The 22,303-nt window shown below is 52.3% G+C and carries 31 protein-coding genes; 9 read left to right on the top strand and 22 right to left on the bottom strand.

What is annotated here, in order from left to right; genetic code table 11:
- Window positions 1–4: 4 nt before the first annotated feature.
- From KNP84_RS12880 to KNP84_RS12860, 5 genes are all read right to left on the bottom strand, one after another.
- Window positions 5–1,162, bottom strand: coding sequence for a GAF domain-containing protein (locus tag KNP84_RS12880; RefSeq protein WP_215114919.1), 1,158 nt, complete (start codon window positions 1,160–1,162; stop codon window positions 5–7).
- A gap of 173 nt (window positions 1,163–1,335) precedes the next feature.
- Window positions 1,336–2,163, bottom strand: a complete 828-nt coding sequence (locus tag KNP84_RS12875; RefSeq protein ID WP_241764562.1) for a glycoside hydrolase family 191 protein — start codon at window positions 2,161–2,163, stop codon at window positions 1,336–1,338.
- A gap of 219 nt (window positions 2,164–2,382) precedes the next feature.
- Window positions 2,383–2,535, bottom strand: coding sequence for a hypothetical protein (locus KNP84_RS12870; protein WP_021065921.1), 153 nt, complete (start codon window positions 2,533–2,535; stop codon window positions 2,383–2,385).
- Window positions 2,536–2,583: 48 nt separating this feature from the next.
- A complete protein-coding gene (locus KNP84_RS12865) occupies window positions 2,584–3,423 on the bottom strand; it encodes an aminoglycoside 6-adenylyltransferase (RefSeq protein ID WP_215114918.1) in 840 nt (279 codons plus the stop codon).
- Complete coding sequence (locus tag KNP84_RS12860; RefSeq protein ID WP_058765043.1) at window positions 3,420–4,022, bottom strand: pentapeptide repeat-containing protein; 603 nt, start codon at window positions 4,020–4,022, stop codon at window positions 3,420–3,422. Before KNP84_RS12860 ends, KNP84_RS12865 begins: the two co-directional genes overlap by 4 nt.
- A gap of 53 nt (window positions 4,023–4,075) precedes the next feature.
- On the opposite strand from KNP84_RS12860, the gene KNP84_RS12855 reads away from it, so the two are divergent.
- Window positions 4,076–4,522, top strand: a complete 447-nt coding sequence (locus tag KNP84_RS12855) for an NUDIX hydrolase (RefSeq protein ID WP_021065918.1) — start codon at window positions 4,076–4,078, stop codon at window positions 4,520–4,522.
- Here the strand turns inward: KNP84_RS12855 and KNP84_RS12850 are convergent.
- Window positions 4,496–5,203 (bottom strand): YjjG family noncanonical pyrimidine nucleotidase, encoded by a 708-nt coding sequence (locus tag KNP84_RS12850; RefSeq protein WP_058765045.1) that lies wholly within the window; start codon window positions 5,201–5,203, stop codon window positions 4,496–4,498. The genes KNP84_RS12855 and KNP84_RS12850 overlap by 27 nt on opposite strands.
- 72 nt (window positions 5,204–5,275) lie before the next feature.
- Between KNP84_RS12850 and KNP84_RS12845 the strand changes: the two genes are divergently transcribed.
- Window positions 5,276–6,118: a GNAT family N-acetyltransferase gene (locus KNP84_RS12845; RefSeq protein ID WP_029594496.1), complete on the top strand. Its 843-nt coding sequence runs from the start codon at window positions 5,276–5,278 to the stop codon at window positions 6,116–6,118.
- A 12-nt stretch (window positions 6,119–6,130) separates the two neighbouring features.
- Here KNP84_RS12845 and KNP84_RS12840 read toward each other — a convergent pair whose 3' ends face one another.
- The 4 genes from KNP84_RS12840 to KNP84_RS12825 are packed head-to-tail and all read right to left on the bottom strand — an operon-like array spanning window position 6,131 to window position 8,577.
- Window positions 6,131–7,078, bottom strand: a complete 948-nt coding sequence (locus KNP84_RS12840) for an alpha/beta hydrolase (protein WP_029594495.1) — start codon at window positions 7,076–7,078, stop codon at window positions 6,131–6,133.
- 59 nt (window positions 7,079–7,137) lie between these two features.
- Entirely contained in the window at window positions 7,138–7,494 is a 357-nt protein-coding gene (locus tag KNP84_RS12835; protein ID WP_021065914.1) for a hypothetical protein, read from the bottom strand.
- Window positions 7,494–8,249 carry an HAAS domain-containing protein gene (locus tag KNP84_RS12830; RefSeq protein ID WP_215114917.1) on the bottom strand — a complete coding sequence of 252 codons (756 nt, stop codon included), beginning with the start codon at window positions 8,247–8,249 and terminating at the stop codon, window positions 7,494–7,496. The genes KNP84_RS12835 and KNP84_RS12830 overlap by 1 nt, the downstream gene beginning before the upstream one ends.
- Entirely contained in the window at window positions 8,224–8,577 is a 354-nt protein-coding gene (locus KNP84_RS12825) for a PadR family transcriptional regulator (RefSeq protein WP_215114916.1), read from the bottom strand. The genes KNP84_RS12830 and KNP84_RS12825 overlap by 26 nt, the downstream gene beginning before the upstream one ends.
- A gap of 170 nt (window positions 8,578–8,747) precedes the next feature.
- On the opposite strand from KNP84_RS12825, the gene KNP84_RS12820 reads away from it, so the two are divergent.
- Window positions 8,748–10,205: an aldehyde dehydrogenase family protein gene (locus KNP84_RS12820; protein ID WP_215114915.1), complete on the top strand. Its 1,458-nt coding sequence runs from the start codon at window positions 8,748–8,750 to the stop codon at window positions 10,203–10,205.
- 45 nt (window positions 10,206–10,250) lie between these two features.
- On the opposite strand, the gene KNP84_RS12815 is transcribed toward KNP84_RS12820, so the two are convergent.
- The 4 genes from KNP84_RS12815 to KNP84_RS12800 form a co-directional block, all read right to left on the bottom strand.
- Window positions 10,251–10,589, bottom strand: coding sequence for a zinc ribbon domain-containing protein YjdM (locus KNP84_RS12815; RefSeq protein ID WP_214837490.1), 339 nt, complete (start codon window positions 10,587–10,589; stop codon window positions 10,251–10,253).
- A gap of 66 nt (window positions 10,590–10,655) precedes the next feature.
- Window positions 10,656–11,168: a GNAT family N-acetyltransferase gene (locus tag KNP84_RS12810; RefSeq protein ID WP_029594490.1), complete on the bottom strand. Its 513-nt coding sequence runs from the start codon at window positions 11,166–11,168 to the stop codon at window positions 10,656–10,658.
- Window positions 11,169–11,278: 110 nt separating this feature from the next.
- Complete coding sequence (locus tag KNP84_RS12805; RefSeq protein WP_021065908.1) at window positions 11,279–11,605, bottom strand: four-helix bundle copper-binding protein; 327 nt, start codon at window positions 11,603–11,605, stop codon at window positions 11,279–11,281.
- Window positions 11,606–11,686: 81 nt separating this feature from the next.
- The gene (locus KNP84_RS12800; RefSeq protein WP_029594488.1) at window positions 11,687–12,298 is read right to left on the bottom strand and encodes a serine/threonine protein kinase; all 612 of its coding nucleotides are present in this window, start codon (window positions 12,296–12,298) and stop codon (window positions 11,687–11,689) included.
- A gap of 153 nt (window positions 12,299–12,451) precedes the next feature.
- On the opposite strand from KNP84_RS12800, the gene KNP84_RS12795 reads away from it, so the two are divergent.
- The 3 genes from KNP84_RS12795 (at window position 12,452) to KNP84_RS12785 (ending at window position 15,889) form a co-directional block, all read left to right on the top strand.
- Window positions 12,452–13,348, top strand: a complete 897-nt coding sequence (locus KNP84_RS12795; protein ID WP_215114914.1) for an aldo/keto reductase — start codon at window positions 12,452–12,454, stop codon at window positions 13,346–13,348.
- Between the two features lie 286 nt (window positions 13,349–13,634).
- Complete coding sequence (locus KNP84_RS12790; protein WP_029594487.1) at window positions 13,635–14,909, top strand: hypothetical protein; 1,275 nt, start codon at window positions 13,635–13,637, stop codon at window positions 14,907–14,909.
- A gap of 122 nt (window positions 14,910–15,031) precedes the next feature.
- On the top strand, window positions 15,032–15,889 hold the full coding sequence (locus tag KNP84_RS12785; protein ID WP_021065904.1) for a pirin family protein: 858 nt from the start codon (window positions 15,032–15,034) through the stop codon (window positions 15,887–15,889).
- A gap of 24 nt (window positions 15,890–15,913) precedes the next feature.
- On the opposite strand, the gene KNP84_RS12780 is transcribed toward KNP84_RS12785, so the two are convergent.
- The 4 genes from KNP84_RS12780 to KNP84_RS12765 all read right to left on the bottom strand — a co-directional run bounded on the left by KNP84_RS12780 (window position 15,914) and on the right by KNP84_RS12765 (window position 17,647).
- Window positions 15,914–16,216 carry a hypothetical protein gene (locus KNP84_RS12780; protein WP_029594486.1) on the bottom strand — a complete coding sequence of 101 codons (303 nt, stop codon included), beginning with the start codon at window positions 16,214–16,216 and terminating at the stop codon, window positions 15,914–15,916.
- A 68-nt stretch (window positions 16,217–16,284) separates the two neighbouring features.
- On the bottom strand, window positions 16,285–16,749 hold the full coding sequence (locus KNP84_RS12775) for a GNAT family N-acetyltransferase (protein ID WP_131472183.1): 465 nt from the start codon (window positions 16,747–16,749) through the stop codon (window positions 16,285–16,287).
- Window positions 16,746–17,066, bottom strand: a complete 321-nt coding sequence (locus KNP84_RS12770) for a hypothetical protein (protein ID WP_029594483.1) — start codon at window positions 17,064–17,066, stop codon at window positions 16,746–16,748. Before KNP84_RS12770 ends, KNP84_RS12775 begins: the two co-directional genes overlap by 4 nt.
- A 56-nt stretch (window positions 17,067–17,122) precedes the next feature.
- Complete coding sequence (locus KNP84_RS12765) at window positions 17,123–17,647, bottom strand: GrpB family protein (RefSeq protein ID WP_021065900.1); 525 nt, start codon at window positions 17,645–17,647, stop codon at window positions 17,123–17,125.
- Between the two features lie 154 nt (window positions 17,648–17,801).
- Here KNP84_RS12765 and KNP84_RS12760 point away from each other — a divergent pair, with 154 nt between their 5' ends.
- Both KNP84_RS12760 and KNP84_RS12755 read left to right on the top strand, forming a co-directional pair.
- Window positions 17,802–18,344, top strand: a complete 543-nt coding sequence (locus tag KNP84_RS12760; RefSeq protein WP_021065899.1) for a TraR/DksA C4-type zinc finger protein — start codon at window positions 17,802–17,804, stop codon at window positions 18,342–18,344.
- A 140-nt stretch (window positions 18,345–18,484) separates the two neighbouring features.
- Window positions 18,485–18,964, top strand: coding sequence for a helix-turn-helix transcriptional regulator (locus KNP84_RS12755; RefSeq protein ID WP_029594482.1), 480 nt, complete (start codon window positions 18,485–18,487; stop codon window positions 18,962–18,964).
- Between the two features lie 17 nt (window positions 18,965–18,981).
- On the opposite strand, the gene KNP84_RS12750 is transcribed toward KNP84_RS12755, so the two are convergent.
- The 3 genes from KNP84_RS12750 to KNP84_RS12740 form a co-directional block, all read right to left on the bottom strand.
- Complete coding sequence (locus KNP84_RS12750) at window positions 18,982–19,974, bottom strand: M23 family metallopeptidase (protein ID WP_215114913.1); 993 nt, start codon at window positions 19,972–19,974, stop codon at window positions 18,982–18,984.
- Between the two features lie 168 nt (window positions 19,975–20,142).
- Complete coding sequence (locus KNP84_RS12745; RefSeq protein WP_215114912.1) at window positions 20,143–20,322, bottom strand: hypothetical protein; 180 nt, start codon at window positions 20,320–20,322, stop codon at window positions 20,143–20,145.
- Entirely contained in the window at window positions 20,322–21,119 is a 798-nt protein-coding gene (locus KNP84_RS12740; RefSeq protein WP_215114911.1) for a GNAT family N-acetyltransferase, read from the bottom strand. The genes KNP84_RS12745 and KNP84_RS12740 overlap by 1 nt, the downstream gene beginning before the upstream one ends.
- A gap of 71 nt (window positions 21,120–21,190) precedes the next feature.
- Between KNP84_RS12740 and KNP84_RS12735 the strand changes: the two genes are divergently transcribed.
- Window positions 21,191–21,655, top strand: a complete 465-nt coding sequence (locus KNP84_RS12735) for a GNAT family N-acetyltransferase (RefSeq protein WP_214827609.1) — start codon at window positions 21,191–21,193, stop codon at window positions 21,653–21,655.
- On the opposite strand, the gene KNP84_RS12730 is transcribed toward KNP84_RS12735, so the two are convergent.
- Window positions 21,636–22,223 (bottom strand): GNAT family N-acetyltransferase, encoded by a 588-nt coding sequence (locus tag KNP84_RS12730; protein ID WP_215114910.1) that lies wholly within the window; start codon window positions 22,221–22,223, stop codon window positions 21,636–21,638. The genes KNP84_RS12735 and KNP84_RS12730 overlap by 20 nt on opposite strands.
- Between the last annotated feature and the right edge of the window lie 80 nt (window positions 22,224–22,303).

Below are 22,303 nucleotides of genomic sequence, written 5' to 3'. Positions count from 1 at the left end.
ACCGTCACACTCCCTTCTGGATCAAAATCCCTTCGATCCGATCATAAATCCGTTGACGGTGTTCTTCACTCGTCCCGGGGAGCAACAGCAACAGCTTGTTGTCTTCGGGATCGTAGCCGACGACATCGATTTCCCGTAAATACGAGTGGACGATGGCCTCGATACTCTCGAGCGAGACCGGTTCATAGCCGAGCGCATAATCGAGCACGATATACGGCTGTCCGTGGTGAAGTTTCTTTTGTTCTTGAATGGCGACAAGTTCCGTGAACGCCTCTTTTTTATAGAACGAGGTGCCTTTATGCATTTTCTCGTGCTGCTCTTTGCGAATCAGGTTTTCGGCGTTTTGGACGCGCGTCCCAATCCACGAGAATAAGATATTCAAGACGTGCAAGTCATCGGTCGTCAACTTGCGGAGCGGCAAGCGTTTGATGACGACGACTTCACGTGTCTGTCCGTCCACGACGATCGGCGCGAGCAACATCGGGTCCGTGTCCTCATCATCGAGTTGACGGAGTGTCGTCTCTTGGACTTGGAAGAACCGTTTGAACATACTCGACGCCTCGTCGAGGAAAATTGTTTGCGGAAATTCTTTCGTTTCGGTTTGGCGAATCAAAAGACGCATCGATTTTTGTGAGCGGTCGACGTGGTAAATGGCGACATCGCTCGCTAAAAACGTCTTTTTTAACAGGCGAATCGTTTCGCTTCGAATCAGTTCCGGGTGCGGCAAGTCGAGCGATACGGCAAGTTCATACAATTGGTTCAAGCTGTATTCGGATTGAAGTAGTTTTTGACGAAGTGTCGTTTGCGAAGTGTTGAGTAAATCGACGGTCTCTTTCAAATACGTGTTCTCATCTTTCAGTTCCTCATTGCGGAACTGACTGATTTCATAACGCTCTCGAAATGAGGTGCTGAACAACCCGACGATGACGGTGATGGCGAAGTAGTAAAACAGTGTAAGAAGTGAGTTTGTATCGTAGAACAAGAGGAAAATGTCCCCTCCCATTAAGCCGGTGTATAACACTTTATAGAGGAGCAAGATGCCAAAACTGATTAAGCCGAAGATGGTTCCGTATCGTAAGGCGAATAAGATGGCGGCCGCATAAAACAAGTTCAACTCATTTTGAATCGTGCCCAGATTAAAGAATAGATCGATTCCAATCAACAGCGCGAACACGACAAGAATCTCAACCCATTTGAGCCACGGACGGTCTTGAGCGTATAAAATGATAATCCCCTCCTCGCGATTGGTTCCTCTTTACTGGTCCAACACATAGGCAGCCGAATGTAAGTAGTGGATGACGGCATCTTCTAGTTTCCTCATACCCTAATCAACACCTAAAAATCCCACGTATTGTAATACGTCGGCTCGTGATAATGGATAAACCCGTTCGCTTCGGCCATGTCCCGACTGGTCGCTTCCTCTTGATCGGACACGGTGAGGACGGCAATCCCATACTCGTCTTGAATCACGTTCATCCGGTCGAGCATCTCCATCGACCACGAATCAGATGTGATTTCGGTGTAGTTGAAGCCTTCCCACATGAAGCCTTCCACATATGGGGCACTCGTCCGTTCGAGCGTCTCGATGCCCCAATTTTGAACGACCGGAACGCCGGGATACGCACGCTCAATCGCCTGCAGAAAATCCTCGAGCCCAGCCAACTGTTCCGCTAAGTCTTCTGGATAGTCCAAATGGACGTCATCGATGTCCCCGACCGTATCAAGGAAAATACCGTCCAAATGCTTGTTGATGACTTGTTTTTGAATCTCGCGGATTAAAATTTTGCGAAAGTCGGCCGAACTGATATCGGTCAAATACGAGTCCCACTTCGGAAAGTAAATCCGTTCCCCGTCCCGATAGAAGTAGTCATCCTTGTCCATTTGGCCGATCAGCGCTCGATTCCACGAATCCGCCTCCATCACATTGATATACCCGAACACTTTCGTCCCGTTCGACCGAATCGTCTCGATCTGTTCGGGCGTATACCAAATCGGTTCGATAATGACGAGGTCGTAGCGAGCCATATCCTCGATAATCGCCTCGGTCGGCATGTTATAGAATATCTTGTAAGAGTGAATCTCATCAAAATCAAACGGCTCTCGCGTCGTACATCCTCCTAAAAAGAAAATGAGCAATAAGCCGGTAAGCCACAATCGTCGCACGCGGACACCTCCTTGGTGAGCAATCTGTCTTGGTGTGAATCGGTCCGTTTGACGTTGAACAACGAGTAAACATGCTAATTGTTTCTTTAGAAGGGAGAAAATGGATGAGAATCGATTTATTGAGAGTTGCCCGGTTCTGGCCCGACCTAAACGTCTCTCGCCCGATTCCGCTCACTAAAAATCTGCTATACAAAAAAGAAGACTGATGAAAACAGTCTTCTAGCGTCCAGTAATCAGCAAATATAAGTTGAAGGCCACGAGTCCAAGCGGAAATAAGGCCACGACAACAATCGGCCATTTCTTCGTCCGGATGCCGACAAATAAAAGTAAACTCCCTACTAGGAGCGCGATGAACGTCGTATACGGATTCAAGCGTCATTCCCCCTTCTATAGAGGGGCTTTTCCCGACTCGATCGAAACTTAACCGTTTGAACACCAAAGCGTCGAAAAGGCGTCACGAATTCGTCGGGCTTCATCTGCACGAAACGGATATCCCGCCCGCTCGGCGACCCGTCTGCTCGTGCGTTCGAACTGCTCGACCAACGCTTCATGGGCCGCCTCGAGGGAAGTGGTCTCGATTGCCGGGAATGTATGAAGATAGCTGTCCCACCTTGCCGCATCCATATATGGGGCCAGAGCGTCTCCGGCCTTCCCGGCGTTCACGGTGAAGTCCGTCTTAAACCCGACCTCCCACGACAGCATCTGACGGAGCATCGTCCGCATAATCGTGACATGGTCGTACGCGTATAATAAGTGCCCCCGCTTGATGCCTTTGACGACGTAAAGCGACACCCACCAAAACTCGTTCCAACACTGCTCGTAGTCGAATCGGCTCGGTCGGTGGATGCGGTACGTGTCATCAGATGGAATCGGTTCACCGGCAATCCCGTCTTTATCGACGAGGACGAGACTGAGTGAGTCCGCTTGAATCGCCTGTTGCACGTCACGCAGCGGGCGAACGGTCAAATCGACGCGATGACCGGCTGCAAACTGGACGAGAAACGCGAAACGCTCATATTCGTCGCCTCCCGGCACCTCGTCCGGCATCTGCATGATCAAGACGTCCCCGAGCGGCAGCATCCAGGAACGGTCCTCGATGAACGTGGTCACGTCTTCGACGAAACAAGTGACATCGACGTCTTGAAAGCAGTCCACCGGCACGTTCGGATTGACGAGCGACCCGTTCAAGACGAGGACGCGGACGTCTTCCCGCTCCGCGGCCACGGACGTCAAATGCTCGAGCACTTGCTCATTGGTCATATGACGTTCGCCCCGAGCGAGCGGGCGATTTGGACGGCCTGTATCACATCGATCGTCGCTTGTTTCAGGATGACGTCCGAGAAATCGACCCCGTCCATCTCGGCCCCTACAAAATCGGCACCGGTGCAATCCGCGTGCTGCAACACGGCGCGGGACAAGACGGCGTTCGTCCAGCGTGATTCTTTCAAATCCGCACCGTATAAATCGGCCTCGGTCAACCGGACACCGGACCAATCCATCTTCCGGAGCGGGGCGTGACGCAGATTGACGAACGACCAATCTCCTTCACGCACGACGACCCCTTCGAACGTGCATGACTCGAACGACGAGCCTGTCATCTTGCACTGATCGAACTCGCTCAAAAACAGATTCGCCCCATTGAACTGACAGTTCAGGAACGAGCTGCCGCTGTGGCGCGAGGCGTTCCACTTCGAATCGGTGAAGTCACAGTTGATGAAACGACACTGTTCGGTCTCGAACTCGGTCGCATCGATATAGGTAAAGCGACAGTTCTCGAACGTCGTCTGCGTGAGTTGGATGTCACGGAGCGTCTCGTCGCGGAAGTCCTCGCCTTTATAACTCTCATTTGATTGAAACATGACCTGCCCCCTTGACGTATAATTGATGTAGCTTAAGGAATGGAGTGATGAAAATGGATATCGTATTTCCGACCGAGCACGGCACGTTCAATTATCGCGTTGCCGGCATCTGGGTCCAGGACGGTCATTTGCTCGTTCATCGGAACGTGAACGATGACTTTTGGGCGTTGCCGGGCGGCCGGGTCGGCATCGGCGAAGAAGCCGAGCTCGCCTTGACGCGTGAGCTGCAAGAAGAACTCGAAGCGACACTGACGGGAACGACGTTCGCTTTCGTCTCCGAAAATTTCTTCACGTATTTGGAGCGCACCGTGCATGAGATCGGCATGTACTTTTATGTATCGGGTGACCTCCCGCTCCGGCATGGAGACTTCCACGGACCGGAAGGCGATCACCTCATCTATCGTTGGCAGCCGCTCGACGCGCTCCGGGACTTGAAACTCTTCCCGGAGACACTCTATGCGTTGCCGCAATCACTACCGCCCCACTTTATCGATCGCTGAGCTTGATAGAATCGACTTCAATTCGTGCAAGTCTTGAATCTCATATGTCGTCTCGACCGATGCCGCAATCTCGTGCGGATTGTACCAGCACGTGTCGAGCCCATACATGCGACCGCCGGCGATGTCTGCCGTCAACGAGTCCCCGACGATGAGTCCGCGTTCCGGTGCCACGTTCGGAACTCGGTCAAATACATAGTCGAAAAATGGCTTCATCGGCTTTTGCGAACCGGTCGCGTCCGAGACGAACACGTCCTGGAAATAAGGGAGCAGTCCCGACGCTTCGAGCCGCTTGAACTGAGTCTCCGTCACACCATTCGTGACGATATAGAGCGGATACTGTTCACTGAGCGTTCGGACGAGCTCGAGTGCCCCATCGATGATGTGCACCCCGTCGTGCAAATGGTCGCGATAGCGCTGTTCGACTTCATGCGCGTCGATTGTGATGCCGAGCGTATCGAACAGTTGCGTGTGTCGGCCCATTAAGACGTCTTCCCGTCCGACCTCGCCACGCTCGAAGGCGCGCCATAATCCGTTATTGATCGTCACATACTGCTGTTTCAATTCATCCGTCATCCGAACGTTGTGGGCAGCGAGCAACTGCTCCAAGGCGACGTGCTCGCTCTGTTTAAAGTCGAGCAATGTATCGTCGACATCGAATAAAATCGCTTCATATCGTTTCATAATCAGAATTACCCCTCTCTGCCTCTAATGTACAGGAACGGACCGAGAAGTTCAAAACAAGGAGTGAGTCATATGGCTAAACGACCTATCAGCAATCTCGAGTATTCAGGGGAAGAATTCGCGTCATTTTTCTATTTGGCCGATGAGATGTTCGGCATCGATTTTGGTGAATGGTACATGGCCGGCGAATGGACCGACCGCTATCGTTGTTACTCATTGACGTTTTATCGGAATGTCATCTCGAACGTCGGGATGAGCCGGATGACGATCGTGGCTGACGGAACCGCTCGCGAGACGTATCAGATCGGGACGGTCATGACCGACGAGGATCGACAAGGACAAGGGCTCGCCACCCGCATCTTCAAGCATGTGTTCAAGCAACATGACACGGATGGGTTACCTTATTTTTTGGCTTGTGACGAAGGGGTTGCACCATTTTACGAGCAACAGGGGTTCTCCGTCCAACCCGAACCGGAGCTATTCGTTTCAGTCTCGGGATCGGCTTCCCTACTCGAACATGTTGACGTCGATGCCGAACAGTGGCGTCGTTTCAAACTAGAGTCACTCCCGTTTTCACCGCGTCTGTATACGACAGACGACATGCACATTTGGATGTTCCATTACTATCAAGGGATGGACGAGGACGTGTATCGTTTCGATGACGTCCATGTCATTTATATGATTGAGCGCTCGCGCTTAAACTTGTATGCCGTGCTGTCGCCGCGGCCTGTCGATATGCGTGACGTCGTGGCCCGGCTCTCCTTTGAAGGCATCACCGAAATCGTCTTTAAATTCACGCCGGACCTGGACGGTGTGGAGCAACGTCCGTCCCGCGACGGCCAATGGATGATTCGCATGAACGAAGGACAATTTTTCCCGGAAGGTTGTCGCTTTCCTTATTTATCGAAAGCATGAAAAAAACTCGCCTTAGGGGCGAGTTTTTTGCGTATGGAAGGCATGTCCGAGCGACTGCGCCGCTTCTTTGACGGCTCGTCGCGCTTCCGGAACGTATGCGTAGTAGTTGACGAAGCCGTGGATGAGTCCTCCGTAATTGTGATACGTCACCGGGACACCGAGACTAATCAATTTATTGGCGTACGCTCGGCCGAGGTCACGGAGCGGGTCATATTCTGCCGTCAACAGCGTCGTCGGCGGCAGTTTCGCCAAATGTGGCGAAACGATCGGCGAGGCGTAGGGGTGGGTCAATTCAGTCTCGTCATGAAAGTATTGGTGTTGGAACCAACGAATCAACGCCTCGTCGAGCAAATAGCCGGTCGCATACTCGATTAACGATAACGGCAGATTCTCCTCGGTCCCCGTCACCGGATAAAATAACAGCTGATGCATGGCGAGGGGACGGCCTTGCTCGATGGCCATCAAAGCGCTGACCGTGGCGAGCGTCCCCCCAGCGCTGTCACCGCCGACGGCGATGCGCTCGGCATCGATTTCGAGTTCCGAGGCGTGATCCGCAATCCAAACGAGCGCCTCATAGCTGTCGTAGACGGCTGTCGGGAATTTATGTTCCGGCGCGAGTCGATAACCGACCGAGATGACGGTACAGTCGGCCTCATTCGCGATCGTCCGGCAAATCGCATCATGCGTGTCGAGACTCCCCGTGACATAGCCACCCCCGTGATAATAGACGAGGGCAGGGGCAAGCGTTCGACTCGATCGATAGATGCGGATTGGAAGTGAGCGATTCGGGAGCGTGATCCAGCGCTCCTCGACATCAAGCACATGTTCTCTATGTTGAAATCGGGTCATCATTGCGTCTTCTTGTCGTCTTAATTCGAGCGGATCCAATTGGTCATATGTGGTCGAGAGCTGATTTTGAAACTGGTTCAAATAAAATTGAATCGTCGGATTGACTGGCAATGGGAATCCCTTCTTTCTCTTTTAGGCGTTCAGTTGCCTATTCCCAGCCGCGTCCGACCTTAAGCAGATTCACGTGCTTTTTGCAAAGCACGACGATACATATACGCCAAAACGACACCACTCGCGTAAACAATGGTCCAGACATTCACGAGGATAGACTGGCCAATCGGCTTGAAGAAATAATCCCACGCCCCATCGACGTGCCAAACCATCGCCGTGGAAATGACATACGATACGATGAGCCCACATGCGAGCCACGGGAACATCTCACGCCGCCCAAACCACCACACACTCGACCACACGATCGCTGGAATCAGAAGATAACCGAGCGCATTCCCCCATAGAAAGTCTGCCGCTGTCACGAAAAAGCCCCACGGCAGACACAAGATCGCGACAAAAATGATTCGTCCGAGCATCATGCTTGCCCCTGTTGATTCTTTTTCCACCAGACGAACAAGAAGACCCCCATCCCGACGAACAGAATCAGCATCGAGAAAATAAGTTGTTGCTCGAGCGGCAAACTCGTCTGGGCAAACGCGTATTGTGGTCCGAATAAGAGAATCGGAATGATCAGATTGATCCATGTCTTCGTCCACACCGAGACGGTGAGCAACGTGACGACGGCCAGTCCGAACAATACGAGTTGACCGGTTGGACCGAACACGATCGTCGGGGTCTCGACGAAGATGTCGAGTATCATCAGCCCGAGGAACAATGTCATCGGCAGCGCAGCGAGCGTGATGTACGTCGCCCCATTTTTAAATTTGCTTTCTTTTGAGCGGACCGACATGTGGCGGAACGCTTGTGAGGCGGCCAGCAAGAACAGGACGGCGATGAGCGGGAACCCAATCAACTGGACCGTCGAGAATGTCATCTCGCCTTGAATGAAATTAGCGATGATGATGTAGGCGAACACGTTCGGAATGATCATCGCAACAATTTTGACGAATCCCTTCACGTCAAACGTCATCTCGCTTCCGAGGTGTTGCATGTAGTCTTTCGGGCTCTGGCCGACGACCTCGTCCACACTTTTTCCCGCTCGTTCCGCTTCTTCGAGATGGTCTTTTAACTCCTCGACAACTTCTTTTACTTCATCTTCCGATTTCCCGCTCGACATGAGATATACCGCCAAGTCATCCAAAAAATCACGACTCTTTTTTGAAAGTTCCATCTTCATTCCCCTCTCCGAGTACGCGGTCGACACCGCTTGACACTTCCGCCCAACGTTGTTTGAAGGCCAGCAACTCTTGGTGCCCCACCTCCGTCAAAATGTAATATTTTCGTTTCGGTCCCCCTGATGGTAACGCTTTTTGGACCGTCTCGACCCACCCTTCTTTCTTCATCCGTAACAGGACCGGGTAAATACTGCCCTCACTCACCATCGTGAATCCGTACGCCTGCAACTTCTCCGACATCTCATAGCCGTACGTCTCTCCTTTATCGATGATGGCCAACAGGCAACCTTCGAGCAATCCTTTCAACATCTGACTCATCGCCATGGCGCGACCTCGCTTTCACCAAACTAACTTGTTATACATAATAGTAATGGAAGGGACTGCCATTTGCAACTACTTTGTAAAACAAGTTAGTTGCGCATTGGTAGGTTTAATTTTTCAAATCAGGTGAATACTTCTTAAGGTGAAGCAAAAACATAAAGGAGTGTTTGAGTATGCATAACGATTTTACAAAGATGTACATTGATGGCCAGTGGGTCGAAGGGTCGAGTGACAAATCGATCGACAACACCAATCCGTTCACGGACGAGACGTTATTCTCCATCCGGTCGGCCGACGAATCCGATCTCGACAAGGCCTACGCGGTTGCAAAGGAAGCACAAACAGAATGGGCGACGATGCTCCCACAAAATCGACGGGCCTTGATTGAGAAGTTCGCCGAAGTGACGATGCAGCATAAAGAGGACATCATCGAGTGGCTCGTCAAAGAGTCAGGTAGCACGCGCATCAAAGCAGAAGGTGAATTTTTAGCGTCGATGGCGATCATCAAGGAAGCGGCGACATTCCCGTTCCGGATGGACGGGCTCATCAAGCCGTCAATCGTCCCGAACAAAGAGAACCGTGTCTATCGCAAGCCGCTCGGCGTCATCGGCGTCATCAGCCCTTGGAACTTCCCGTTCCACCTCGCGGTCCGCTCCATCGTCTCCGCGCTCGCGACGGGCAATACCGTCGTCGTCAAACCGGCGACCGCGACACCGGTCACAGGCGGTCTCCTGTTCGCGTCGCTATTTGAAGAGGCGGGTCTTCCGAAAGGCGTCTTGAACGTCGTCGTCGGTCGCGGTTCGGAGATTGGGGACGCGATTGTCGAGCACCCGGTGCCAAAACTCATCTCGTTCACCGGTTCGACCGAGGTCGGCAAAGGCATCGCCGAGAAGGCAGGACGCCTATTGAAGAAAACAGCGCTCGAACTTGGCGGGAATAACGTCTTCGTCGTGTTAGATGACGCTGACATCGACCGTGCCGTTGAATCGGCCGTCTACTCGAAGTTCTATCACCAAGGGCAAATTTGTATGTCGACGAACCGGATTCTCGTCGCCGAGTCGATTCACGATGCGTTCCTCGAAAAATTCGTCGAGCGGGTCCGTGCCTTGAAGTTCGGCAATCCGAACGAATCGGATACACAAGTAGGACCGCTCATCGATCATGATCAAGTCGAGCGTATCCTCGATCAAATCAAGCAGACGGTCGACGCCGGTGCGAAGGTTCAAGTCGGCGGCAATGCTGACGGGAACGTACTCGAGCCGACCGTCGTGAGCGGTGTCACGAATGACATGCCGCTCGCGAAAAACGAGATTTTCGGACCGGTCGCCGTCGTCATCTCGTTCAAGGATGACGCCGAGGCGCTGAAACTCTCGAACGAGCTCCCGTACGGATTGAGCGGCGCCGTCCACGGTTCCATCTATCGCGCGACCGAGTTCGCCCGCCGAGTCGAGACGGGGATGATTCACGTCAACGACCAGTCGGTGAACGATGAGCCGCATTTGCCGTTCGGCGGTGAGAAGGATTCTGGTCTCGGCCGTTTCAACGGCGAATGGGTGCTCGAGGAGTTCACGACGCTCCAATGGGTATCTGTCATGCATGAACGCCGGGAGTACAAACCGTTCTTCTCCTAAACAGCAAAAAGCGTGTTGGTCCGGGGACGGACCAACACGCTTTTTTTAGATTTTCTTCACGAACTCCGATTTGAGCTTCATCGCGCCGAAGCCGTCGATCTTGCAGTCGATGTCATGGTCCCCGTCGACGAGACGGATGCCTTTCACTTTCGTGCCTTGTTTGACGACGAGCGACGTCCCTTTCACCTTTAAATCTTTGATGACCGTGACCGTGTCCCCGTCTTGGAGCACGTTTCCGTTCGCGTCTTTGATTTGCGCGTCCGCTTCTGCTTCAGCCGCCTCACTCGGTGACCACTCGTACGCACATTCTGGACAGACGAGCAAGCTCCCGTCCTCATACACGTAAGACGATTGACACTTCGGACAATTCGGTAGTTCTGTCATGCTGATTCCTCCATTCGATTCACTGTCCCCAGTATACCGTATTTTCGGAACGTCGACAGCTAGCGGTCAGCCTTCTTGCGGAGCCTCGGGGCCTTTCAAATCGAGTTGATAAAACGATAAGTCGAGCCACTTCCCGAACTTGTAGCCGGCTTTTTTAATCGTACCGGAATGGACGAACCCTAACTTTTCATGTGCTTTGACGCTCGCGATATTGGCTGCATCGATGCCACCAATCATCGTCTTCACATCCCGCTCTTCACCGATCCGGATAATTTCTCGGAGCAACTTGTTGCCGATGCCTTTGCTGCGGTATCCAGGATGGACGTACACCGAGTGTTCGACCGTATAATGATAGGCCGGCCAAGGACGAAACGGTCCAAACGTGGCAAAACCCATCACGACGTCCCCTTCCTCCCATACGATGATGGGAAGTCCGGCCGCTTTTTTCTCCTCGTACCAAGCGATTCGATTTTGAAGCGTCACCGGTTCGTAGTGATAGACGGCGGTACTGTTGACGATGGCATCGTTATAAATATGTAAAACAGCTTGAAGATCATCTCGACGACAATTGCGAATCATGAGAACACCACTTTCATACGTTTTCTTCATTATACTTATCTCGATTTCAAAATACACCTGGCGATTCGCTCCCACATAAAAAAGTCAGCCGTTTTGACTGACTTTTCACATTATGCTGCCAAACGATCGCACATCGAGGCGCACTCGACGCAGACGCGCGCACATTCTTGGCAATGGGCATGCTTATGTTTCTCGCATTCCTGGGCACACGCCTTACAGACGACCGCACAAGCCCGGGCGAGTTCGGGCACGAACGCCGAATCTCGCGTCATCGCCTCGGCGAGAAACGAACAGATGGCGGCGCACTCCCGGTCGAGCCGGATGCAGTCAACCATCATCTTGACGTCATGTTCTTCCAGGCACGACTCAAGACAGTAATTACACGTCTCCACACAATCACGTAACGTCTCCAGTTCATTTGCATAAATCCGATGCATACAATCAGCCTCCTTTTCCAAAACGAAGTGACAGTCACATCCTCTTTGTTCCCTAATCTTCAAAAGAAAAACGACCGTCGACTAGTGTCTCGGGTCGTTCACAAACGTACGGTATAAATAGGCGACTCCGTTCAACAAACGCTCTGAATAGCGCTTCGGCATGAAACGGAGCCGATAAAACCGATACATCCGCTTCAAATCTTCCCATTGGTGATCGACGTGCTGTCCTTGGCGGAAGCGGGCCAAGTCGATTAAATAAATACGGCCTTCCGGCGTCAAAATCAAATTGCGCAAATGAACGTCCGATGGCGTCAGCCCGAGGTTTCGTGCCGCGATGAGCGCTGCATCGACTTGCTGAATGTACGACGCATCAATCCAAATTCCTTCCGTCAAACATTCGAATAGCGTCTTGCCCTCGATGTAGTCGATGACGATATAATTCACACCTGCTTCATACAAGCGTGGGAATTGAGGTAACCCTTCGAGCGTTCGATAAATCACAGCCTCTTCAGCTGCGATATGCGTATAATCCGGAAAGAACACTTTGATGACGAGTCGCGTGTCTTTTATGCGAAACACGGCGGCACTGCGCCCAATCCCGTGCAGTTCGAGATCGGCATGAGCGGCGGTCACGTATGTTTCCTGACCTTGTTGCTCAAACGTGACGTTCGCATATTGTTCGTAATGATTCATAAGTCACTCCTCTTTTTCTAATCATCTCTGTCTCATCATAACTGAAATCGCTTTAGTTTGACTCGGTTCATGTCCTTCCAATACGCCCCAAAAGTGACGCCCTCCTGTTTTATCCTTATAATGAAAGCGACAAACAATGAGGAGGAACTTACCATGCAACGCATCGAACTGACAGAAGACTTATCATTCTCACGAATCATTCACGGCATGTGGCGTTTGGCCGAATGGGACATGAGCCCGCAGAAACGCCTCACTTTCATCGAACAATGTATCGAACTCGGCATCACGACGTTCGATCACGCTGATATATACGGTGGCTATACGTGTGAAGGATTGTTCGGCGAAGCGCTTCGTCTCAAGCCATCACTCCGCGATCAAATCGAGATTGTGACGAAGACCGGCATCAAGCTGACAGGCTCTTTCAACCCTGGCCAATCCATCAACCATTATGATACGACGAAAGAACATATCATCCGTCAAGCCGAGCGCTCGCTACAGGAGCTCGCCATCGATCAGATTGACACGCTTTTGATTCACCGTCCCGACCCGCTCATGGACCCGGACGAAGTCGCCGAGGCGTTCATCACGTTGCAACGAAGCGGAAAAGTGCGTACGTTCGGGGTCTCGAACCATGTGCCGGCAACCCAACAGTTGTTACAGTCACGTTTACCGTTCCAACTCGTGACGAACCAGCTTGAGCTCTCACCGATGCAACTGAAGCATTTTGAAGATGGTACTGTCGACCTATGCCACGAGAAACGGATGCCACTCATGGCGTGGAGCCCTCTCGCCGGCGGACAACTGTTCACCGAGGCCGCTTACGCACCGCTTCGTGAAAAATTGGAGGAAATCAGCGATCGACATCAAGCGGGCGGCATCGACGCCGTCGTCTACGCGTGGCTCTTGAAGCACCCGGCCAAGATCATGCCGATCGTCGGATCTGGGAAAATTGAACGAGTTCGGACCGCCGTCGATGCGCTTCAGATTGACCTGACGCGAGAAGAATGGTTCGAAATTTTGAAGGCGGCCCGTGGTCGCGACGTGGATTGAAGGTAAAAATAAACAAATAACCCCCTTTTAATTCCATTTTGTTATTTTCGACGATTTTCGTCATTTTCAAGAACGTCTACATCACAACGTTCATTCGTCAAAAATCGACACGTGTCAAATGGAGAAATTCCATTTCATATCCATAAGTGTAAAACAAGCCCGTTCAGTTCAAGTGGAGCGGGTTTTTTGATTTTTTTAAAAAAAATCGCATTAATTTTCCTAAGACTATAGTCACAAAAAAATGGTGCTAAAATGATGAAAGTTAATCATTAAAGGAGTGCACCCTGTGAAAAAGTACCTGATTCTTTGTACGCTCGCCATGTTGTTCGTCCTGTTCGGATGCGAAGAAGAACATGCATTTCGTTTACATACGGCTCCAGAGTACTATCAAGGTCGCGCCTCTCTGCCTTCTGGTCAACAAATCGAGATGACCGAGTCCGACCGGACGAACGTCCTTGATGCCTGTTACCCAGAGGACGCCATCACCCGTGCGCCTGATGGAGAGCGTCTCTTGATTGGCACGGTCAAATTGAGCCAACCGCTTACGACCACGGCCTCGACCGAAGTCTTTCCGACCGCCACATTTTTTGAAGTGGAAAATCAAACCTACGTCCAATGCCAAGCCGACACCATCACCTATATGAAACAAATCGATGCGTTGCCGGATAGTCTCACTCCGTACCGCGACCAAGCCGTCTCATCATCCGCGACGTCGAAGCTTCGAGTTGCGCAACCGCACGAGCAAGTCCATTTCACCGAAGAGATGAAAAAACCGGTCGGCAATGAGCCTTATCCAAAACGTCACGGTTTCGAACAGACGCTCGTCCACGTGACGATGCCGTTCAACGGTTCGTTCGAATTCACGTTCGAGTCACCCGAATCGCGTGAGACCATCACGTTGCCCATCAACGAATCGTCACGTCAACCGTTCCTGTCCCTCGGCTTAGGGACCGAAGTGTCTCAAGACACGCAACAGTACGGGCTCCATCTGTCATCCGATCAGACGTTATATGAGGACGTCCTGCGACCGCAGGATGCCACCTACGATCGAATGCTCGGGGCACGGCAGGCGAGCACGCTCCCGACCAAACTCGTTCCGAACGAGCGCTATCCACTGTTCAGTTTCTCCTTCATCCGCGATGGCAAACCTTATAAACAAGTCGTTTCTATCACCTATAAAGAAGAGACGTTGTTGCACGGCGACCGCTTGAAAACAAAAATGCGGCAACAATTCGCCAATCGACGTCACGTCGTCGCCCATGAACTGGCTCTAATCGGCACAGAATCAAAAGATGCACCGTTCTTGCATCATGCCAACGCCGAGACCGTCCAGTTCGTGTTTCAAGCCATCGATCGCTCAAAAGCCGTGGCCACGGCCGGAACCCCAGCGCCAACCCCTTATTTGACGGTGTTCGAGGGCATTTGTGCTCAAACGTTCGATCTCAGTTACACGGAAGACGATGTAATTTTGACAAACACGAAGACAGGCTCACATTTCAAATTGCTCCGCGCCGATGCCGAACGGTGGCGCGACCTTTCCATCGGACAAGCAAACAACTGACGACACTTTTCAAGCCAGACTGGCTCACCGGTCTGGCTTTACACGTTATATAGGCAAAATCGGAAAGCCTCCTTGGCTCGCTATGCGACAATGACAACAAACAGTGCAAAGGAGAGAGTGTGATGACGAAACGATTCGAGCGCGACGTCGCCAGCCATTGGCCGGTCGCCTATAAACAAAACGGATATCCGCACGTGCAGCAGGGTTGGGTCTTGCCTCCGGAACGAAAAGACGAGTTCGACCCGTTCATCTTGATGGCCGAGGACTGGTTCAAGCGGGGAACGTTCTCTGACCATCCTCACCGCGGCTTCCAGACCATTACCTACGTGATTGACGGACGACTTGAACATATCGACAACCATGGCGGACATTCGATTTTAGATGCGGGTGACGTTCAATATATGAATGCGGGCTGGGCGGCACGTCATGCCGAGGAGGCCGTCGACGACGACTTGATTCATACGCTTCAACTATGGCTCAACTTGCCGAAAACACTTAAAACGACGACGACATCTTACCAAAACGTATATGTCGAAGAGGCACCGCTCGTGCCGATTGACGGAGGACACGTGCGTGTCTATTCGGGTGACATCGCCGGAGTGACCGGACCGATGGACAGTCTCGTCCCCATCACGATGAGCGAAGTGAGCTTACAGAGTGGGGCCGCCTATGAGCACATCATCCCGACGAATCATAACGCTTTCGTCTATGTTCTCGCGGGTTCCCTCGAACTCGGAACGTCAGCGACACCGCTTGCGAAGACGCACGCGGCGACGCTCACGTACGATGAGACGAGTGACGGTGAGAGCGTGGTCCGCCTCAAAGCGACGTCACGTGCGAAACTGCTCATCTACTCAGGTAAGCCGATTCGGGAAGACTATATCGCCCACGGTCCGTTCGTCATGAACACCGAAGAGGAGATTCGTCAGGCGTTCCGCGACTACCATGCCGGTGGTTTCGGTCCCCCGGCCGTCAAATAAAATAAGCCGCGCCTAGGGCGTGGCTTATTTTTTATCTGGCATGAGCACGGTCTGCTGCGTCGGGACGCGACCGATCGGGACGGTCCGTTCGACGAGGACATAGCGCTTACCGTCTACTTCAAACTTCCGGTCGCCGAGATAATGGGCCGACTTCCCGTCTTCATACAGCTTCGTCAAAATCGCCGGCACATATTCATTCAAGTTCGTGTAATGCTCATCGAGCGTCATGACGATATTGCCTTTGCCATAGCCCAACCATTGGTTCGACATGAATAACATGAGCGAAATGGTGCCGATGACACCGATGACTAAAATGACTGTCTCCATCAAATCCTCCCCGATCTCGTATGTGTTTAAATGGCGTGATTATCGTACGCCAAGACTAATCTTCTACTTTAGAGATGCTTCACGACGAACTGTCGCTTCGGTTGAAAGCCAATTTCGCTATAGAACGCGGCCGCCGCTTCGTTCACCGACCAATAATCCAGTTCGATTGACGGAAATCCGTGCGCGATGGCATAGCGTTCCACTTCTTCCATGACCAAGCGTCCATACCCTCGCCGCTTCGCCTCCGGGTTAATGCTGATTTGATGCACGTAGAGTGTCCGGACAGCTTTCCGAAACGCGTTCGCCTCACTCACTCGCTCTTGAAAACAGACGTAGCCGACTGTGTCTCCGTCGACCTCTGCCGTGAAGAAATGATAATCGTCTCGCGCCATCATCTCCGAAAACGCCGCTTCCATCGAGGCGTGATTGTAAGGCGCAAAGAACGCCGGCGCCAACTGAAGATGATGTTCATGGATTGGACAGTTCAACGTCGCAATCAACGCCGCATCATCGGTTCGTATCAACTGCATCATAACGGCCACGAACCTTCATTTTTATAGTCCCGCGTCTCCGTGACCCCGTGCGGCTTTTCATCCCCACGCAACGTATGGTTTGTCGTTTCCTGCTCTTTGCCGTGCAAACGGTGTTGAATCGGACGGGCCAGGAAGTAGCCGCCGAACAAGGAGACCGGGAAAATGATAAAGGCGGTTCCTAGAAACAGGTAGGCGTATGCACGCATCTCGTCTGTTCCGACGAAGTGATTGACGCCATAGCGCAATCCAAAAAATAAGCCGACAAATAACAGTGCGACAAACGCGTACTCGATACATTTCCCGAGAAATCGTTTCATCTCATGACCCCCCTCAACTGATTAGTTTTCTGTACGAGATGAAACGGTAAAATGTTTCAAATTTGTTGGCGAGACATATACCACAACGTCGCCTCCTGCTCGGTCGCGGATACCCAGTCTTGTTTTCCTTGGATATAGCTCTCGATATCTTCCGGATGCTGGCTCGCCAATTGTTGTTTAAGCGCCGCATACTCGTCCCGTACGTCTGGGAACGTCATCAAATAATCGCGGAACGCGAGATGGCGGGTCACGCCTTCATCCCCTTCCTCGAACATATGGACGTGAATCGTCCGGACGTCTTCTCCTTTAGCGAAGAAACGCCGTCTCGGAATCCCATGCTCGCCGAAACTTCGATACCCGAGTGCCTCCATGTGCCCGACCCATTCATCAATCCGCTCGATTTCCCGTACGACCGGCATGATGTCGATAATCGGTTTCGCATCGAGTCCCGGCACCGACGTGCTTCCGATGTGATGAATGGCGACGATTTCCCCTTCAAATAAGCGTTCGAGTTTGGACGCCTCTTCCTTGAATTTCGTCTCCCATATCGGATCGTACGGGACGACCTCTACTTTTCTCATGGTCCATTCCCTCCTTCACAATAATCGTTCCGTCTCTTTCATCATACCCGTTTTTCAAATCGTTTAGAAATCACCTTCGCCAATCGAAAGGTTTGTTCCGTCGCAAAATGGGAAATGCTAATATTAATGAAATCAGAACTGGAGAGTGGACCGCATGTTGACACAACAGCAGATTGATACGTTCAAAGAACGTCTATTAAAAGAGAAAGCGAAGACCGAAGGATATATGGAAAATCGGGAAGAAGTATATGACGAAGGGGAACTGTCCCACTACGATAACCATCCGGCAGACTCAGGAGAAGAATTATTCTTGCGCGAACGCGACCAAGCGCTAACTGAGCTCGATGAAGAGTTCTTGAGTGACGTCGACAAGGCGTTGCTCGCCATTGAGAACGGGACGTATGGCAAATGTGAGGTGTGCGGCGAAGACATCGAGTTGGACCGTCTTGAAATCATCCCTGAGGCGACGCTCTGCATCCAGCACGCGCGCGAGCAAGAAGAGAACGAGCACTTGACCGACCGCGAACGTCCGGTCGAAGAGGACGTGCTCAATCCATCTGAGACGGCTGCCCGGAAACAACTCGATGGGACCGACGAACCAGGCCAAAGCACGGATGCGTTCAGCCAAGTCGAAGATTTCGGGAGTTCGGACACGATTGCCGATAGCGAGGGCAATCATGACCCGACACGTGAATAACATCAGTCAGTGACCGAGCGAAAGGAGTCCCTCTCCTTTCGCTTTTTTGATGGCTCGAGGAAACGCCCTTCTTCATCCGATATCTTCCATCTTTCTATACCGCGTGATACACTGTGTAAAAATACACTTTAGGAGCAGGTATGCATACAAAAGAAACGTTTTCCGAACTGATTTCAAGCAAGCTCAAACTGATTCGTACCGAGCAAGGATTATCGCAAGAAGAACTATGTACGCTCGTCGGCATCTCGAAAAAAACGTTGATTCAAATCGAGAAGCGACGTCTGAACGCGAACTGGACGACGACGGTCGCCATCTGCGCTCTATTCAATCAAAGCCCATATCTCCATTCGTTGATTGGGGATCAACCCATCGAGTTCATTCGTCTCGTCGCCCATACCGACCCGAGCCTGGCGACGAAAACGTTGGGCGGACACGTCTGGTGGACGACGATTGAGCACCAAGGGAAGTACCGGATTCAACAGAATATGGTCAGTCAACATTACCGGATTCTCGACCACGACGACTTCCGCTGGTTCAGTACGTTCGACCGTGACGAGGCGTTCCGGAAATTAATCGAACTGCGCGCGACCCATGATGAGAAGGGAGACACAAAAAAATGACGCAACGAATCGTTGCGTCAATACGTCGCTTTGATGGGCGACGCGCCACCGAGCACTTCGGCGACATCCATCGGGTTGACCGTGTTACCGGCCGAACTTGATGAATAAGCATATTCTCCTTGATGCACTTCGAAATGGAGGTGCGGACCTGACGAGTTGCCCGTGTTGCCGATTTGGCCAATGCCTTCGCCTTGGAGCAACGTCTGGCCTGTCTTCACTTCGATTTTATGCATATGGGCGTAGACCGTCGTCCACTTTTGACCATCGATTTCATGCTCGATGAAGACGTGTTTCCCATACGGGCCGCCTGATTTGACGTCCGTGACCGTCCCAGCCGCCGCCGCATAAATCGGTGTGCCGACGTTCGCCGCGATATCGAGCCCGTTATGGAACGTATATCCGAACTGGCCGCTTGCCGGTCCATAACCTTGTGACAGACGTCCGGTCGCTGGCATCATAAACTTGTCAGGCGCAAGCGCCGCCGTTTGTTGCTTCAAGTCTTTCAATTGGGCCGCTTGCCCTTTCAACTGCTTATAGGCTGCTACGTGAGCCGAGCGGGCTTGTTGTCGTTCTGCTTTCACGTCCGCCCGTTTGCTCTCAAGCGCCTTTAACGATTGCGTTGTCTCGGCTTGTTTGGCTTGCAAATCACGCTTCGTCTCTTCAGACTCCGCCGCCTCTGCCTTGGCGCTCGGGAGCACGGTTGACAACACTTGTTTGAATAGAGACTTGTCAGCTGTCTCCGGATTCAATGCCGTCTCGAATGACGCGAGTTTTGATTTGGTCTGCTCAATCTTCTGATCGATTGCTTTCGCGCTCTGATCGATCGTTTCGACGTGACGTTTGGCTTTGGCGACCGATTGTTTCGACGTTTGAATCCGTTGTTCGGTCTGTTGAAGCGATTTCGTCGTCTTGACGAGGTCTTGCGGGGTAATTTGATCCGCGGATACGGCTGAAGTCCCTGATAGAATCAGGACGCCTGTACCGACGGTGACGAGTAGTTGTTTCCACATATATTGATAAAACCTCCAGATTGGATGATTCGCTAGCTTGATTAAAAAGCTACAAGTGCGAATATAGCATCCTCGTCTGAAAAGTTCAATATATGAAGCATTTCATTTGTATGTCGAACATATCAAAACCGTGAACTCGCCATCCATAAACTTCATTGAAATTTCACATCATCGCCTTCGTTGTAGGACGATGACGATGATACTGACGGCAGCCAGGATGGTCAACGCCGGTCCGCCGAACAAAAAGAGTCGATTCAGGCCCGATGGTAGATTCGTTGTCAGGCCGAGAATCGTGAACAAGTTCCCGACAATCAGACCGATCATGAGGACAGGCAACAGGACGCGCATCACGTCTCTATCCCGGGCTTGATCATCTCGAATTGAGCAATCTCGTCCTGGACGAACCCGAGCTGTCGCGCTGCCGAGAGCAACGCCGGGCGATCCGACGTCAACGTGAGGCGAATCGGTCCTTCGGCCGCGGCCGCACGCAATAACCACGCGGCGTCCTCATCGCGACCGAACACATCAAGCAACAGATTGCCCCGGAAGAGCAGCGCCCCGGTTTTCTCACCTTCCACCACTCGAACGAGCTCAGTCTGTTGTTGCGTCGTGCGGACATCAACTTGCCAAGTCGGCTTGTGCGCCGCTGCCGGATAATACGTATCGAACAGTTCGAGCATTGAGGCCCGTTCCCGTGTCACACTCGTCTCGGTCGGTACGGATTGAAAGTACATAATCTCTCGGACGACACGGTACCCGAGTCGGTCATAGAGGGCGAGCGCGGGATCGTTCCCTTGAATGACCTCGAGCAGACGCTTCCCCGTCGCCTGTTCATCGAACTGTCGCATCAATTCGTGCGCGATGCCGAGATGTCGGTAATCAGGGGCGACGGCCAAGCCGCCGCAACGAGTGACCCATCCCGTATCGAGGTGCGCTACGCCGCTCAACATGACGGCAACAGGCCGACCGTCCGCATAGGCGACGACGGAACGCGTCGGCTGGTTTTGATCGCGGACGAGGAAAACGGCCTCGAACTGGGCCTCATTCATGTCAAAGCGAATCATGTAATCGGAAAAGCCGTCCATGAAGGCTCGATACAAATCTTGGAGCGGTGGATGTTGGACATAAGAAATCACTGGATGCATCACGTGTTCGTTCCCTTCACTTATATTTCGGTATACTGGTGGAGACAGCTAATCATGGAGGAGGATTCATCATGACGACGAGACTCGAACCACTTCGAGAGGCCCATTGGCCCATCTTGAACACATTCACGTTACCGCTCGATCAAGAAAAATATACGACACTCCCGATTGACCTCGATTCCCCCCTCTTAGACGGGATTCATCCTATCGTCATCGTGGCCGAAGAGCCCGTCGGCTTCTTTTTGCTCCATGATACGGAACGGGTCGCCTCGTATACAGAGGCAGACGACGCGTTGTTGCTCTCGATGTTCTCGATTAACCATTCGGCGCAAGGGAACGGCCATGCCAAAGCGGCACTCCACCAGTTGCCGAACTATGTACGAGCCCACTTCCCTCATAAACACGAGGTCGTGCTATCGGTCAATCTGAAAAACGAAGCCGCCTTTTCCCTTTATCAGACGGTCGGCTTCATCGACACGAAGCGCCGAATCGACGGCCCCATCGGCCCGCAGCGCATCATGTCGCTAACGGTCTAAGTTCGCCTGGCAACAGGCCATACACGGCCGTGTCCGTCAGTCGCATCCCATCAGCGGACAAGTCTTCGTTCCGGAGCATGCCTTCTAGCTGAAAGCCGAGCCGTTCCGGAATCAAGCGACTGCCTTCGTTCGTCGACTCGCAGCGAATCTCGATCCGTTTGAAATCGAACTGGGCGCAACCGAAACGGACGACCGCCTCGACCGCTTCCGTCATATAGCCACGACCGGTATGCGTCGAATCGAGCCAATACCCGATTTCCGCTTTCGGGACGTCCCAATCAATCCCGAACAGGCTGACCGTCCCCACGAACGTCCCCGTCTCCCGTAAAAAGATGAGATACCGGAAACTTTCGCCTGTTCCGTACAATTCTTGCGCCCGTTGTAAATTCGCTTCCGTCTCAGACAACGTCGGTACGTCTTGCGCGAACGGGAGCCATCGCTTCAACTCTTCATGCGATCTCCGAATCGACTCGTTGACGACACGCGCATCCGTATCGGCGAGCGGTGCCCGTAAATACAGACGCGCCGTCTCCAAGCCGAGCGGGATTGTGTCTGGTCCTGTTTTCATCTTTCTTCCCCCTCTTTACTTACGAAAACACCAAATGAGCAAGCCGCCTATCCCGACCACGAGCACGACGTGAAGCAGTT

The sequence above is a fragment of the Exiguobacterium sp. s70 genome, assembly GCF_018618315.1.
GTDB lineage: Bacteria > Bacillota > Bacilli > Exiguobacteriales > Exiguobacteriaceae > Exiguobacterium > Exiguobacterium chiriqhucha.
This window is presented reverse-complemented; position numbering and strand designations above follow the sequence as displayed.

Excerpts from the sequence above, each read along its gene's own strand:
- KNP84_RS12795 (WP_215114914.1), top strand. The coding sequence starts at position 12,452 with ATGCAACGCATCGAACTGACAGAAGACTTATCATTCTCACGAATCATT.
- KNP84_RS12835 (WP_021065914.1), bottom strand. The coding sequence starts at position 7,494 with ATGCTCGGACGAATCATTTTTGTCGCGATCTTGTGTCTGCCGTGGGGC.
- KNP84_RS12800 (WP_029594488.1), bottom strand. The coding sequence starts at position 12,298 with ATGAATCATTACGAACAATATGCGAACGTCACGTTTGAGCAACAAGGT.
- KNP84_RS12745 (WP_215114912.1), bottom strand. The coding sequence starts at position 20,322 with ATGCGCGTCCTGTTGCCTGTCCTCATGATCGGTCTGATTGTCGGGAAC.
- KNP84_RS12865 (WP_215114918.1), bottom strand. The coding sequence starts at position 3,423 with ATGACCAATGAGCAAGTGCTCGAGCATTTGACGTCCGTGGCCGCGGAG.
- KNP84_RS12805 (WP_021065908.1), bottom strand. The coding sequence starts at position 11,605 with ATGCATCGGATTTATGCAAATGAACTGGAGACGTTACGTGATTGTGTG.
- KNP84_RS12770 (WP_029594483.1), bottom strand. The coding sequence starts at position 17,066 with ATGAAACGATTTCTCGGGAAATGTATCGAGTACGCGTTTGTCGCACTG.
- KNP84_RS12730 (WP_215114910.1), bottom strand. The coding sequence starts at position 22,223 with ATGAAAACAGGACCAGACACAATCCCGCTCGGCTTGGAGACGGCGCGT.
- KNP84_RS12755 (WP_029594482.1), top strand. The coding sequence starts at position 18,485 with ATGCATACAAAAGAAACGTTTTCCGAACTGATTTCAAGCAAGCTCAAA.
- KNP84_RS12765 (WP_021065900.1), bottom strand. The coding sequence starts at position 17,647 with ATGAGAAAAGTAGAGGTCGTCCCGTACGATCCGATATGGGAGACGAAA.
- KNP84_RS12750 (WP_215114913.1), bottom strand. The coding sequence starts at position 19,974 with ATGTGGAAACAACTACTCGTCACCGTCGGTACAGGCGTCCTGATTCTA.
- KNP84_RS12760 (WP_021065899.1), top strand. The coding sequence starts at position 17,802 with ATGTTGACACAACAGCAGATTGATACGTTCAAAGAACGTCTATTAAAA.
- KNP84_RS12780 (WP_029594486.1), bottom strand. The coding sequence starts at position 16,216 with ATGGAGACAGTCATTTTAGTCATCGGTGTCATCGGCACCATTTCGCTC.
- KNP84_RS12855 (WP_021065918.1), top strand. The coding sequence starts at position 4,076 with ATGGATATCGTATTTCCGACCGAGCACGGCACGTTCAATTATCGCGTT.
- KNP84_RS12775 (WP_131472183.1), bottom strand. The coding sequence starts at position 16,749 with ATGATGCAGTTGATACGAACCGATGATGCGGCGTTGATTGCGACGTTG.
- KNP84_RS12810 (WP_029594490.1), bottom strand. The coding sequence starts at position 11,168 with ATGATTCGCAATTGTCGTCGAGATGATCTTCAAGCTGTTTTACATATT.
- KNP84_RS12845 (WP_029594496.1), top strand. The coding sequence starts at position 5,276 with ATGGCTAAACGACCTATCAGCAATCTCGAGTATTCAGGGGAAGAATTC.
- KNP84_RS12850 (WP_058765045.1), bottom strand. The coding sequence starts at position 5,203 with ATGAAACGATATGAAGCGATTTTATTCGATGTCGACGATACATTGCTC.
- KNP84_RS12785 (WP_021065904.1), top strand. The coding sequence starts at position 15,032 with ATGACGAAACGATTCGAGCGCGACGTCGCCAGCCATTGGCCGGTCGCC.
- KNP84_RS12735 (WP_214827609.1), top strand. The coding sequence starts at position 21,191 with ATGACGACGAGACTCGAACCACTTCGAGAGGCCCATTGGCCCATCTTG.
- KNP84_RS12820 (WP_215114915.1), top strand. The coding sequence starts at position 8,748 with ATGCATAACGATTTTACAAAGATGTACATTGATGGCCAGTGGGTCGAA.
- KNP84_RS12740 (WP_215114911.1), bottom strand. The coding sequence starts at position 21,119 with ATGCATCCAGTGATTTCTTATGTCCAACATCCACCGCTCCAAGATTTG.
- KNP84_RS12825 (WP_215114916.1), bottom strand. The coding sequence starts at position 8,577 with ATGGCGATGAGTCAGATGTTGAAAGGATTGCTCGAAGGTTGCCTGTTG.
- KNP84_RS12815 (WP_214837490.1), bottom strand. The coding sequence starts at position 10,589 with ATGACAGAACTACCGAATTGTCCGAAGTGTCAATCGTCTTACGTGTAT.
- KNP84_RS12830 (WP_215114917.1), bottom strand. The coding sequence starts at position 8,249 with ATGGAACTTTCAAAAAAGAGTCGTGATTTTTTGGATGACTTGGCGGTA.
- KNP84_RS12860 (WP_058765043.1), bottom strand. The coding sequence starts at position 4,022 with ATGTTTCAATCAAATGAGAGTTATAAAGGCGAGGACTTCCGCGACGAG.